Below are 12515 nucleotides of genomic sequence, written 5' to 3'. Positions count from 1 at the left end.
CTCAAAAGTCAGATAAAGCCCCTCCGCTGCCGCGCCGGACCGCTGCCGGGAGTGTGGAGGGGTGATATACCAATATAATACTAGATTAGCGAGATAAAGTAAAGAGGCTAATGCGCCTCTTAATGCCACTTTTCCAAAAATTCGCCTATTTTTTTTGGCTTAAGAATTCTTCATAGCGGTCGCAGAGCTCGTTGGCGTCACCAAAGGCAATCTGCTTCCCACGCTCCAGCCAAAGGGCTTTGTTGCACATACTTCGCACCTGCTCCAACAGATGGGAAACTAAGATTGTGGTTGCGCCGCCATTGATGATCTCCATCATTTTTTCTTCGCTCTTTTTCCGGAACGCGCCGTCGCCTACGGAGAGGACCTCATCCAGAATCAAGACATCCGGCCGTACCAAGCAGGCAATGGAAAATGCCAGCCGGGATTTCATACCGGAGGAGAGCTGCTTGAAGGGACGGTCCTGAAACTCTTGCAAGCCCGAAAAGTCGATGATCTCCTCATACTTTTCGTTCATAAATTTGCGGGTATAGCCGAGCATCGCCCCGCGCAGATACGTATTTTCGCGCACGGTCAAATCCCCGTCAAAGCCACTGGCCAATTCCAGCAACGCGGCAATGGAACCGTTGACCTTGACCCAGCCCTTTGTTGGCACCATAATGCCGGTGACAGCCTTTAGGAGCGTGGATTTTCCCGCGCCATTGCTGCCAATGATCCCAAGCATGTCCCCGCGTTCCAATGTGAACGATACGCCGTCCACGGCCCAGAATTCCCGTACGTGGTAATTCCGCTTGATTTTGCGGAGCACATACTCCTTGATCCCGATGTCTTTAAAGTCCCCTAGGATATAGCGGATGGAGACATCCTTCGCTTCTATGATCATCGTAATGCCTCCTTACACATAATACAGGAACTTATAATTGTATTTCTTATAGATGAATGCACCGATCAATAAGACAACCAACGCGTAAAAGGCGCACAATAGATGGAAACTCGGCTCCGGGATATCGTTTTCAATTACAATCTTGCGGAAATAGCGGATATAAACAAAAATAGGATTTAGATAGAACAGATAGCGGATGTGCAGAGAAAACGCTTCTATGTTATAGAAGATTGCAGAAAAATACATAATGACCTGTGTAACCACCGTATAGAGATATTTGACATCTTTGAAAACCATATACAGCGCAGATAGGATAAGTCCCATGCCGATATTGAACACAACCAGGCATCCGATTGGGTAGAGCAGCAAAAGGAAGGTCCAACGGAATGGAATCCCATCGATCGCCACAAAGAGAAGGAACACGACTAATGTCAAACAAAAATTGATGAAGGACGAGACGTTTTTCGACAATAAAAACATGTATTTGGGTACATTAATTTTTGAAAATATTGTGGAATTGTCCATCAACGAGGACATACCACTATTTGTCGCATCGGTAAAATAGGAAAATACCAGCTGTCCACTAAAAAGATAAATCGTATAATGGGGCGTAGACCGCCCAAAGAACTGCGTAAAAACCAAACTCATGACCAACAACATCAGCAAAGGGGATAGGACGCTCCAAAACATCCCCAATACGGTGCGTTTGTACTTTTTCTTAAAATCTCTTTTTACCAGCTCCTCAAAGAGGAACTGGTATTTCCGCATTTTTTGTAACATGTTCGTTCACCCTAATCTATTTTTTAACGTTTTTAATACTTCATTTAAAGTATAGAACAATCCGTGATGATAGAAACACAAAAGAATTCCTCGCCACTTCCGTAATCCGGGTAACGGCTTCTTATCAAGGTTGTTAGACCCTGTTAAATTAAAAATAGAATCCTTATTGCTAGGAATGGATGCGTTACATAAATGGATCAAAATTCTATAATCTTCATCGTTGTAAAAATAATCACGATCCTCTATATGAGAATGGATGCCTAATTCCATAGCAATCTCTCTCCGAAAACATTCGCATATATCCCGAAAGCTCTCTTCGTTCTTTACCTTTCGTAGAGCATTCATTGTACAGCTTAAAGCAAAATTTACAAAGCTTTGCTCTACATTCTGAAAGGCCTTTCTCTGCTCTAAAGACTTCTTTAAAGCTCTACATGCTGTATAAAAGTCAAGGGGGGATTGTTCTTGTGTGTTTTGCAAATTATTTTTTGTATCTACGCGGTAATACAATAAAGAGCGGTCAATTGTGACAATCCGCTCTGCAAGTGCCAACGCCAAATTTACAAAATATACGTCGTTTGTACTACGTGTCCCCTGAAAAAGGATTTGTTCCCTTTGTATGAATTCCCTATTAAACAATTTGTTCCACGGCGCCGCTGTTGTGATTTGAAAAATTTGAGAATATATATCATGCATTGAAAAAGGCTGCTTTTGCGGTATTAAATCTTTATTATATAACCACTTTCCTTTAAAAGTAATCTTTGTTTGGTCGGAAAAACATTTTACATTAAATATCGTAATATCTGCCCTGTATTGTTCACTGCATGCGTAAGCCCTCCTCAACATATCTGGGTGAAAGAAATCGTCCGCATCCAAAAAGATCAAATATTTTCCCTTTGCAAGCTCCATCCCTCGGTTCCGAGCTACTCCTGCATACATATTTTTCTGCTCAACAACAATTACACGTGCATCTTGGGAAGCATATCTCCGAAGTATTTGTTTTGAAGCATCCTGAGAACCATCATCTACACAGATCACTTCTATCTCCCTAAAGGTTTGCTGCAAAATACTATCCAAACACTTTTCTAAATATTTCTCCGCATTATAGACAGGAATGATAACCGATATCTTTGGTGTATCCATCGTCTAACCCCCATTACGGTGAACCATAAAAAATACAATGGAGCGTATACATAAGTCCATGTTCCCGATAACACCGGATTGTCCCTCGAATCTTCCTGGGGATAAAAGTAATAAAACGTCCAATTCTAAAAGAAAACGATTTTTTTACATTTTCCAGCTCTTTTTTATAGAATTGAAGTTCTTGATAAATAGCTTCTGTATTTCCACTATTCCTTTCAACATAAGCTGTTGGGTTAATAGCGTCTTGGACCAGTTTTTGAAAATACAACTTTTCTACTTCAGATAAATCATGTATTTCTGCCCGTTCTTTCCTAGTTAATTGCATATAAATATTACGTGCAGTTTTTATATAAGAACTTATCTGTTGAGATGCTGCTAAAACGACAGCGCTTTTAAACGATCGATTGCTTAAAAATTGCATCATCAAGATAGCACATATAAAATATCCTTTAAAATTTTTAAATCCCACTTCCGTAGTCATGGTAGAGCTTTCGTGTACTCTCCTAATAAATAAAACATCCGGTATATGCGCTGCTCGGTTTGCTTGTAAGATACTTATAAACGCAAATAAATTATCCTCATGAATAATTCCATTTTTATAGCATATATTGTTTCTCAACAAAAAATCCCTATTGAAGAACTGAAGGCATGGAGAGACTTTAAAATCACCATTTCTAACCATCTCAACGTATAGATCGCAACCTAATCGTACCTTTTTATACTTATAAGTCCTCTTATAATACGTTTTATATTGTGGAAATTGTTTTTCAAGTTCCGATGTTTCATAAAACGATGTCCCATCGAAAAGCAATAAGTCCAACTCCTCCTTTTCCGCTTCTCGATATAAAATCTCTATAGCGTTCTCCTCTAGCTTATCGTCACTATCCATAAAATAAATGTACTTTCCATGTGCTGTTTTAACACCCACATTTCTTGCCGCAGATTGGCCTTGATTACTCTGATTAATAACGATAACTCGTAGATCTTTTTTGGCTATAGATTTCAGTATCGCTTCTGAACGATCTGTGGACCCGTCGTTTACACAAATAATTTCGATATCTTGGAAAGTTTGGCTTAATATGCTTTGTAAACTCTCTTCCAAATAACTTTCCACATTATATACAGGCATCACAATTGACACTTTTGGTGTATGCCCTTTTAATCGAGAAGTTCCATATTCCCCAGCTACTTCATTTTGTAGATTTTCATCTTCTAAGCATTTTCTTTCTAGAACTTTATCTCCAACCGGTGACCCTTGAAAATAATGGTACCATTCGTCCGCCCATGGAACATCCTGATATTTCCATGGCTTGTCTTTCGAAGAAAAATGAACAATAGATGCAAATTCTATGATTTCTCCTAAACTAGAGTAATTACTTCCGTACGTAACATTGATATCCTCTAATTTATACTTCTTTTTCGCTCGTATAAGATTTACTAATAAGACATTATATTGTATGGATAACAAGTGCACTTGCCCATCAAAAACCAAATTAAACACATTCTGATCCATTAATGATGAATCATTTAATTCCTGCTTTTTTTGAACCAATACTTCCGAGATACTTTCGTTTCTCATTCTCGCCAAGTTCAGCAACATTACTCCTGAATTAAAATAGTGTTGAACTTGCTGCACATATTTATGCTTATAATATATACTGCCACTATCTATAACAGCGCATGCTAATTCATGATTCAAAGAAAAATCATATGAATATAAGTCGAATAAATCTTTTAATACAAGGATATCTCCATCCAAATACAAAACCTTTTCACATTCTGGCAATAAGGTAGGGAGATAGAATTTTAGTAACGCTGCTACCGTAGCTACACAATGCGAATGGCTATCAAATGTATGCAACTTTTTTAATGAATCCACAGAAGCATGAACGATATGAATACGCACATCATCACATTCCAGTTCTTTAAACAATGTAATGGCTGATTGATCTAGATCCGTTTCAATTAGATGTATGTGATAATTCGTATTGATATTTTTATTAAGGATCAGCGAATGCATTGCCACAACTGTAGGAATTACATAACCACTATCACAGATAAACGCTACATTAACCCAACTCTGTTTCATGAAAAAATCTCCTTAATGATCATTGTACGATTTACATCGAACACAAAAATTTCCAATTTTCTGAGGTCAATATCCGCGTCTCTTTCTGTCCGACGAACCTACCCACATGATAGGCAATCCCATGATCCTTTAAATTCAGCTCCATTTTCGCCATAGTCCGCCGTTCTCCCAGACGATCGAAATCATCCAACAACACAGCAAAAGAGTCCATCAGGCAGTTCGGGAATAATCGCAAGACATCCACACGCGAGTATATTTTTGCATTCCCTCCAAAAGGGCCATCAATCGAAATTAGATCAAATGATTTTCCCTCTAAGGCATCTGTAAACCCCTTATAAGATAGGACCTTGTTATCTTCCAAATACGCGCTTTCCTCCAGAGGCAATTGTAAGAGAGTTGTACGTTCTCCAAACGAAAAGCTTCTCTTGAAAAATGCAATCCATTCCGGATCGTGTTCAATAACGATATGCTGTACATCTTCAAATGCCGACGCATATTGGCCGATCATCCGAGTCGTCTGGCCCAATCCAAGTTCCAAAATCCGCTTTGGTCGCGCCTCGTCCAAAACACGATAAAGCGCATATAAAAATGGATAACCTGCCGCCCAACGGCCTGGCGAAAAGCTCTTATCTTTCAGCCAAATGCTATTTACAATGGTATCCCGAAAAATTTCGCCCCACAATACTTCCGATTGCCTGCCTTTTAGGTCCTTCAGCAACGTGTCCTCTGCCGTTTTGCGCTCTGCAAGCATTCGGTTCGTTTGATTTGTCTGCAACCGTATTTCTTCCGTAAGCCGTGCTTTCGATCCTTTCAAGTCCGATACTTCTTGCTTTAACGCAGCAATTTCCCTCTGAAGTCTAACATTTTCTTCATGTATTTTGGATAAGTCCTGATGATTCGACTGCATTGCCGTAAGGATATGCTCTACTTCCCGATTGAAGGAAGCAGTCGGTGGAGGAAGAATCTTTTTTAAAAACTGCTTCATGATCGTCACCAAATCTCTCATACATTATTTTATAGGAACATATTGCCTGTAGATCGCTTCATACTTGCTTGCTTCCTCTATCGTAGACGGTTGCCTCGACGGGAAACCATCGCCGGAGAAATGAGCGGCGCATTCCAAGGCATTCAGCAGTGCGTCTTCATCCCCTGCTTTAAAAAGAAAGCCATTCTTCCCCTCTTGTATCGCTTCCGGCATTGCCCCCATCTGGGAAGCCACCACCAAGCATCCTGTAGCGATTGCCTCACGAACCACGAAATTATACGTCTCATACCACAGGGAGGGGACAACAATACAATCGTGTGTTCGGTAAATCTCCGGCATGCGCTTAAACGCAACCGGCCCACGAAAGTGAACCCTTTGATCGTTTCCTGCTAGCTGCTTTAATTGCCGTTCATAGGCATCCGTTCCTGTCCCATACAGCTCCAATGTATAAGCTCCAGACAGGCGTCGGAAAGCAGCAATGAGCATATGGATTCCTTTCAATTCCGAAAAGGTGCCTACATACGCAAAAGCCTTGACTCGATTGACCGGCCCACGGGAAAAAGAAAATTCGGGTGCAATCCCATGCGGGATCACATATGGCACAACCTCCGGAAATTCCTGATGAACCACGGACGCCACAAATTCGGAGGGTACGGAAACAGCAGCAGCCTTTTGCAAAAGTTGAGCTGCATATCTATAACGCTGGGAAAAGTCCGGAACCGTATTCGTTTTGCATACCGCTGCGCATCGCCGTCCCTGTTTACAGCCGGGGCAAAAATGTCCCTGCCGGTCTACCATTGTAGCATAGTGGCAGAAAATATTGAAGTCCGTCAATGTCACAACATAGGGAATCTCACGCTCTGTACACGCCTGCAAAAACGCCGCCATCGGCTGCGGATAGGCACAATGCACCATGTCCGGACAATCCTGCTTCAGAAAATACATGGCAAAACGATGCATGGATCGATCATTCGGATCGATGCGTTTATAAAACAACCCATAAGGTGTCTTGCGATAGCGAAACTCTACCACTTCAAGCCCTTCAAAGAGGAAGGTCCGATACAGGATATCTCCTACTGAAAATGGGTACTCGTTACAATCTGCCGTACCCAGAGTAAAAACTTTTACCCGGTGCCCTTTTTCCTGTTGGGCCCGCGCCATATTGAATACAAAGCGCTCCGTCCCGCCCTGCCGGTTCGGATAAAAATAATGGACCAAATAATAGATACAGAACGGTTGAACCCTCTCTTTTATAACCGGAAGTTCTCTCTCTGGACAAGGTGGAAAAGTGGGTACTTCCGTCTTCCCGTCTGTGTGAAAACGCTTTCGGTCAACAACATATTTTTCCCAAACTTTTGCGGCTGTTCCCTTTAAACCATAATATCTGCAAATAGATAATAACGTTTTCACTGCGAATAGCCACTTCCTTTCACACCCACAATTTACCAATCCCTATCAATTTTGCCATTCCGAAATGAAGCATACGCTTGAGGTAAATCGGTCTTTGCCGTCAACCGAGTCCTTTTGATCACTATGCGAAAAGTATTGTTTCATCCTCCAAGTGACTTTTTACATACAACCGGCTTATCATCCAAATAACCGCTGAAGAAGCACGGACCATCCGGTGCTTCAGCAAAAAACAAAGCCACTTTTCGATCTGGTAAAACGCTGGCGTGATCAAACATTTCTTTCTCAGTTTATACAACTCCCCACTCTGCATGGCTTTTTCGCAAATCGCACATAATTGTGTGTCCCAAGTCAATTTATAAATATGATGTTTTAGAGAGCCAAATGGCCTCGAAGCTGTCTTCGCAGAGCACAAATAACCCGTTAACACCGAGAAGAAAGAAATATAAAGTAGAGGGCTCTGCTCCTCTTCCATAGATGCTTTCCCACAGAACTTCACAAGATAGTTTTCGAAAAGATCTCCTTGCCGCAGGATTTTCCAATTACCTCTGTGAATAATAGAGTTTTTTCTCTGTACATAGTGATATAAAACCTTTTGTACAATCGCTGCGGTCTTTAAATGGGGGAGCAGTTCCAGGTTAAACAAAAGATCCTCTCCAACATCACCGGAAAAAGATACCCGCCTTTGCTCGATCATCTGCCTGCAATAAATTTTATCCCACAGATTTGGAGACTTCCAAAAATATTGCATATAAAAATCCGATGGAGATGTGATTCGGATCAGGGGCGCCCCTTGACATGGCCGAGTTTCCCGATGTCCAACAAATTGCAGGTCGTAACCACATATCGCGACTTCTGCCCGATGATCGACAGCGGCCAAGAGCTCTTGGTACATATCAGGTTCTACATAGTCGTCCCCATCCACAAAACCGATATAGGTTCCTTGCGCGTATTGAAGCCCCTTATTCCGTGCTGCGGACACCCCGCCGTTTTTCTGATGAAATACGCGAAGGCGTTGGTCTTTTTCAGCATATCGATCCAATATCGCACCCGATTTGTCCGTTGACCCATCGTCGATCGCGATAATTTCTATTTCGCGTAATGTCTGCGCCAATAGGGACTGTATGCACCTTGCAATATAGTCCTCACAGTTGTAAACCGGTACAATCACACTGACCTTTGGGGCATCCATTCTTTGTCCCTCCAACAGTAAAGCTCATTCTTTAGAATTATATCATAGGCCGCACCCCAGAACAACCGCCAGAGGACGGCCCCTTCATATTCTCGGGTCCCCCCACATATATTTGGTAGCATAGGGCGCGTTCAAGCGAAAACCGCACCGTTTTCCATGTCTTGAGCTTGCAATCTGAACATGCCCTAACTAGAACAGGGGGGCGTACCATGAAAGGCATCGTTGAAGAGCGCGCTGTCGAGCTCGGCGAATATATCATCGAAAACAAGGCCACAGTCCGAAAAGCAGCCAAAAAGTTTGGCGTCAGCAAAAGCACGGTACATAAAGATGTCGCCCAGCGTTTAAAATATGTCGATCCACAGCTCTATCGGGAAGTAAAAAATGTGCTAGAGGTAAACAAAGCGCAGCGGCATATCCGCGGCGGCATGGCCACCAGGATGAAATACAAAAAGGGTTCCTTGGCCGCTGTGCCCAATTCCAACCGGTAAAAGTAGAAACCTCCCTCCGATGGAACCAGATGGGAGGGCCTGCGAAAAATTCCATTGCATTTCAAACGTTCCTCCTCTATAATCATAATAACGATTCTCGTGATTATAATCCATATATCGGGAGTCGGAAAAGGAGGACGTCCATGCAAGGATTGCATCCCGCATGGCTGGCCTTGATCGGGACGGGATTCACCTTCCTCTGTACCGCTATGGGCGCAGCTATGGTTTTTTTATTCCGCAAAGGGGTAAAGGCAAATCTACAGCGCATTTTCTTAGGATTTGCCGCCGGCGTCATGATTGCCGCTTCCGTATGGTCCCTGCTGATCCCTTCGATTGAAATGGCAGAGGAGCAGGGGCAAATCGGATGGATTCCCGCAGCGGGTGGTTTTGTCTTGGGGGGCCTGTTTTTAATGCTGCTCGACCGGCTCCTTCCCCATCTGCACCCGGGCAGCGACCAACCGGAGGGGATTTCTTCCTCACTAAAGCGTACGACCATGTTGGTGTTTGCCGTGACGCTGCACAATATCCCCGAAGGCATGGCAGTCGGCCTGTCCTTTGCGCTTGTCGCACAGGAAGGCGCGCCGGTGACGTTGGCGGCTGCAATGGCATTGGCCCTCGGAATGGGCCTTCAAAATTTTCCAGAGGGCGCAGCAATTTCCCTTCCCTTGCGGCAAGAAGGCTTGTCGGCCACCCGGTCGTTCGCATACGGGGCGCTCTCCGGGATTGTCGAACCGATTGGCGGCCTATTGGCGGTTTTAATCGCTGGTTCGGTGACGCCATTGATGCCCTGGTTCCTTTCCTTTGCCGCAGGCGCGATGATCTATGTTGTGGTGGAGGAACTTATTCCGGAAGCACACCTCGGCGAACATTCCCACCCAGGGACGGCGGGCGTCATGCTTGGTTTCCTGGTGATGATGATTTTAGACGTAGCGCTCGGTTGAGAAGTCCATAGAAGAAACGGGAGACGTTCTGTAAAAAGAGCGTCTCCTTCTTATTATCCAAAGGTTTGCACCAAAGTATTCAGGATGGTCGTCGTAATCGCCTGTACGCGCAGAGCGCTCACCTGGATCTCCTGGAAGACGGTATAGAACGGCAAGAGGTTGATGCGGTTTTGCTCGATGAACCAGAAGTAATAGATCAACCCAAAGGCCATGACAGCCGCCAAACCATAGTAATAACCATAATTGCGCCAGCTACCTTTGCCCGCCAGAAAGCGTTTTTCTTTCTCTTCTTCGGTGGCGGTGGATTGCAAGGCAGCCAACAGCTCCGGGATATACAAAATCGCAGCGGTAAAGAAGATATTGCCAATCCGCTGGAACAGGAAATGCTTCCAGGTCAAGATGAAAAAGATCCCTGCATACATGGCAAGATTGACCAAAACCACATTCCTTGGATTTTGTTTGAGCAACAGTTTTTTGAAGCCGATGATCATCACCATGGCCAAAACTGGCACAAATCCCGTCATGAAGTCGCGGCCATTCATAAAGTAGAGGTTCTGCTCAGTCGCATAATATTGATAGACAAACTGCGTGACCAGGTCAAAGAGCTGCCAGGAAAAGATCAGTACCAGAACCGTAACGCCCGCATAGACGCCCATAGAAACCCGGTTGACCGGAATCTGCGCCAGGAAATAGATGGGGATCACCAGCAGCAGGGAATTGTGAAAGCTCGCCGCCAACAAAACCAGCAACATGTATGGGACGATCCGCTTTTCCTTGATATAGCGAATGGCAAATAGGAAAATAGCGATTGCCAAAGACTGGCGGAGATAGCTCAGCGTGTTCCCAAAGAAGTTGAAGGCGACAAAAATGAACATCCCAACCCACGGTTTCGGGCAGTCCCGATAGAGCACTAGCGCGGTCAGGCCGACCATAAAAACAGCGATCACCGCCGCATAAACAAAGGGGTTTCCCGTAACAAAGGAAATCAGATATGTCAACAGGCTGAACCCAAATTCAGACCGGTAGGTGTTCGCATCGCTGATTAAATACCCCCAACCGCCGCTGTGGACATTCTCAAAAAACGGCACATAAAACTGGAAATAATCAATCCCCACGTTGGTCGCCCGGATAGAAGAAAAAACAATTAGGATCACCGAGGAAATACAAAGGTATAAAATCTCCTTTTTCCGGCTCGGTTTCCATTCCCCCAAAAGCAGGCCAAGAATTAAGATGCTAAATACAATGATGGCATATGCCCACATATAGTCGCCCTCTTTCTTATCGTTTTATATTGCGCCTCTAAGCACAAATATCCTCTTTAAAAAAAGGTCACATAGGGAATCAGATTGATGCGGTTCTGCAGCAGGAACCAGATATAATATAGGGTGCCAAAAAAGAGCGTAACGCCGAGGCTGTAATAATAATATTGCCGGTGCCAGTTCTCCACACTCTTCCTCTTCCGGCGCTCCCGCATCTGCTGCTTCCGTTCGGACCGCATCTGGAACCTCCGCTGCTCCAAGTCCTCGTCCGCAGCGGGTTCGATCCGGATCCCTTTAAGGAGCTCGGGGAGCAAAAAAATCGCGCCGGCAAAGAAAATATTTCCAATCCGCTGAAAAATATAATGTTGGCAAGTTAAAATAAAGAGCAAACCCGTGCATACCGCCAGATGGACCAGCGCCCCATTCTGTGGGTTCTGCCGCAGTAGGTGGCCTTTCAACAAAAGGGCCACAACCGCCAAGGATACGGGGATAAACGCGGTCTGCCAATCGCGCCCACGCAGGAAATAAAGCCCTTCCTCCGTTGCATAGAACTGGTAAACAAATTGGGTGATAAATTCGAAAATCGGCCAGAAGAAGGCCATAATTAGAATCGTCCCTGTCCCATACACCGCAAGGGTTTTCCAACAAATGGGAACCTGCGCCAAAAAATAGAAGGGAATCAGCAGCAGGATGGACTTGTGGAACGTCGCCGCCAGCAATACGATCAACAGATATGGCACAAAACGCTTTTCCTTGAGATAGCGAATGGCGAATAAGAAAATCCCAATGGCGAAGGACTGCCGGATAAAACTCATGGAATTGCCGAAAAAATGGAAACTTACAAAGATAAACATCCCCACCCAGGGAATGGAACAATCCCGATAGATGGCAATGGCCGCCAATAGCACCAGGATCGTTGCCGCAACCGCCATAAAGACGTGGACATCCCCGGTAAACCGGGAAATCGCAAAGTTGAGAAAGCTAAAGCCGAACTCCATGCGGTATTCATTCTGTGGCCCGGTCAAAAATTGCCATCCCTCCCGATGCATCTGTTCAAAGTATGTCTGATACATCGGATAGTCAATGCCAACCGTCTCCCCGCGGAATGCAGCAAAGAGAATCAACCCCAAGGAAGCGATCCCCAAGTAAATCGCGTCTTTCCTCCTGCTTGGATTCCGTTCGCATAAGAGGAATCCAGACACAACAAGAAACAGCAACAGCAAAACATACGGCAGCAAAGCTGTCTCCTCCCTATTTCCACACCCTTCCGCCAAACGGCAATACGGCAGTCCCCTCTGCTTTGGGGTAGCCGCAACGCTCTATCCACGCGGAAATCTTCGTTTTCACAGGC

General features: G+C 44.4%; 11 protein-coding genes. 2 read left to right on the top strand and 9 right to left on the bottom strand.

The window, feature by feature from the left end; genetic code table 11:
- Positions 1 to 145: 145 nt before the first annotated feature.
- The 7 genes from I2G69_RS02000 to I2G69_RS01970 all read right to left on the bottom strand — a co-directional run bounded on the left by I2G69_RS02000 (position 146) and on the right by I2G69_RS01970 (position 8476).
- Positions 146 to 883, bottom strand: coding sequence for an ABC transporter ATP-binding protein (locus tag I2G69_RS02000; RefSeq protein ID WP_087234048.1), 738 nt, complete (start codon positions 881 to 883; stop codon positions 146 to 148).
- A gap of 12 nt (positions 884 to 895) precedes the next feature.
- Positions 896 to 1663, bottom strand: coding sequence for an ABC transporter permease (locus I2G69_RS01995; RefSeq protein WP_087234047.1), 768 nt, complete (start codon positions 1661 to 1663; stop codon positions 896 to 898).
- A 6-nt stretch (positions 1664 to 1669) separates the two neighbouring features.
- Positions 1670 to 2803 carry a glycosyltransferase family 2 protein gene (locus I2G69_RS01990; RefSeq protein WP_087234045.1) on the bottom strand — a complete coding sequence of 378 codons (1134 nt, stop codon included), beginning with the start codon at positions 2801 to 2803 and terminating at the stop codon, positions 1670 to 1672.
- A gap of 13 nt (positions 2804 to 2816) precedes the next feature.
- Entirely contained in the window at positions 2817 to 4892 is a 2076-nt protein-coding gene (locus tag I2G69_RS01985; RefSeq protein ID WP_195560109.1) for a glycosyltransferase, read from the bottom strand.
- Positions 4893 to 4923: 31 nt separating this feature from the next.
- Positions 4924 to 5886 carry a hypothetical protein gene (locus I2G69_RS01980; RefSeq protein ID WP_191448561.1) on the bottom strand — a complete coding sequence of 321 codons (963 nt, stop codon included), beginning with the start codon at positions 5884 to 5886 and terminating at the stop codon, positions 4924 to 4926.
- A gap of 15 nt (positions 5887 to 5901) precedes the next feature.
- Positions 5902 to 7287, bottom strand: coding sequence for a glycosyltransferase (locus I2G69_RS01975; protein WP_195560108.1), 1386 nt, complete (start codon positions 7285 to 7287; stop codon positions 5902 to 5904).
- Between the two features lie 121 nt (positions 7288 to 7408).
- Positions 7409 to 8476 carry a glycosyltransferase family 2 protein gene (locus tag I2G69_RS01970; RefSeq protein WP_191363047.1) on the bottom strand — a complete coding sequence of 356 codons (1068 nt, stop codon included), beginning with the start codon at positions 8474 to 8476 and terminating at the stop codon, positions 7409 to 7411.
- Positions 8477 to 8685: 209 nt separating this feature from the next.
- Between I2G69_RS01970 and spoIIID the strand changes: the two genes are divergently transcribed.
- Both spoIIID and I2G69_RS01960 read left to right on the top strand, forming a co-directional pair.
- Positions 8686 to 8964 carry a sporulation transcriptional regulator SpoIIID gene (gene spoIIID / locus I2G69_RS01965; protein ID WP_087234039.1) on the top strand — a complete coding sequence of 93 codons (279 nt, stop codon included), beginning with the start codon at positions 8686 to 8688 and terminating at the stop codon, positions 8962 to 8964.
- A 143-nt stretch (positions 8965 to 9107) separates the two neighbouring features.
- Positions 9108 to 9905, top strand: a complete 798-nt coding sequence (locus tag I2G69_RS01960; RefSeq protein ID WP_087234037.1) for a ZIP family metal transporter — start codon at positions 9108 to 9110, stop codon at positions 9903 to 9905.
- 53 nt (positions 9906 to 9958) lie between these two features.
- Here the strand turns inward: I2G69_RS01960 and I2G69_RS01955 are convergent, their stop codons facing one another.
- Together I2G69_RS01955 and I2G69_RS01950 are read right to left on the bottom strand one after the other, a co-directional pair.
- Positions 9959 to 11167 carry an EpsG family protein gene (locus I2G69_RS01955; RefSeq protein WP_195560107.1) on the bottom strand — a complete coding sequence of 403 codons (1209 nt, stop codon included), beginning with the start codon at positions 11165 to 11167 and terminating at the stop codon, positions 9959 to 9961.
- Between the two features lie 56 nt (positions 11168 to 11223).
- Complete coding sequence (locus I2G69_RS01950; RefSeq protein WP_195560106.1) at positions 11224 to 12402, bottom strand: EpsG family protein; 1179 nt, start codon at positions 12400 to 12402, stop codon at positions 11224 to 11226.
- Positions 12403 to 12515: the final 113 nt, after the last annotated feature.

The organism is Anaeromassilibacillus sp. D41t1_190614_C2, from assembly GCF_015558525.1.
Taxonomy (GTDB): domain Bacteria; phylum Bacillota; class Clostridia; order Oscillospirales; family Acutalibacteraceae; genus Anaeromassilibacillus; species Anaeromassilibacillus stercoravium.
This window is presented reverse-complemented; position numbering and strand designations above follow the sequence as displayed.

Coding starts and splice junctions, on each gene's coding strand:
- I2G69_RS01985 (WP_195560109.1), bottom strand. CDS start 4,892: ATGAAACAGAGTTGGGTTAATGTAGCGTTTATCTGTGATAGTGGTTAT.
- I2G69_RS01960 (WP_087234037.1), top strand. CDS start 9,108: ATGCAAGGATTGCATCCCGCATGGCTGGCCTTGATCGGGACGGGATTC.
- spoIIID (WP_087234039.1), top strand. CDS start 8,686: ATGAAAGGCATCGTTGAAGAGCGCGCTGTCGAGCTCGGCGAATATATC.
- I2G69_RS01990 (WP_087234045.1), bottom strand. CDS start 2,803: ATGGATACACCAAAGATATCGGTTATCATTCCTGTCTATAATGCGGAG.
- I2G69_RS01995 (WP_087234047.1), bottom strand. CDS start 1,663: ATGTTACAAAAAATGCGGAAATACCAGTTCCTCTTTGAGGAGCTGGTA.
- I2G69_RS02000 (WP_087234048.1), bottom strand. CDS start 883: ATGATCATAGAAGCGAAGGATGTCTCCATCCGCTATATCCTAGGGGAC.
- I2G69_RS01970 (WP_191363047.1), bottom strand. CDS start 8,476: ATGGATGCCCCAAAGGTCAGTGTGATTGTACCGGTTTACAACTGTGAG.
- I2G69_RS01955 (WP_195560107.1), bottom strand. CDS start 11,167: ATGTGGGCATATGCCATCATTGTATTTAGCATCTTAATTCTTGGCCTG.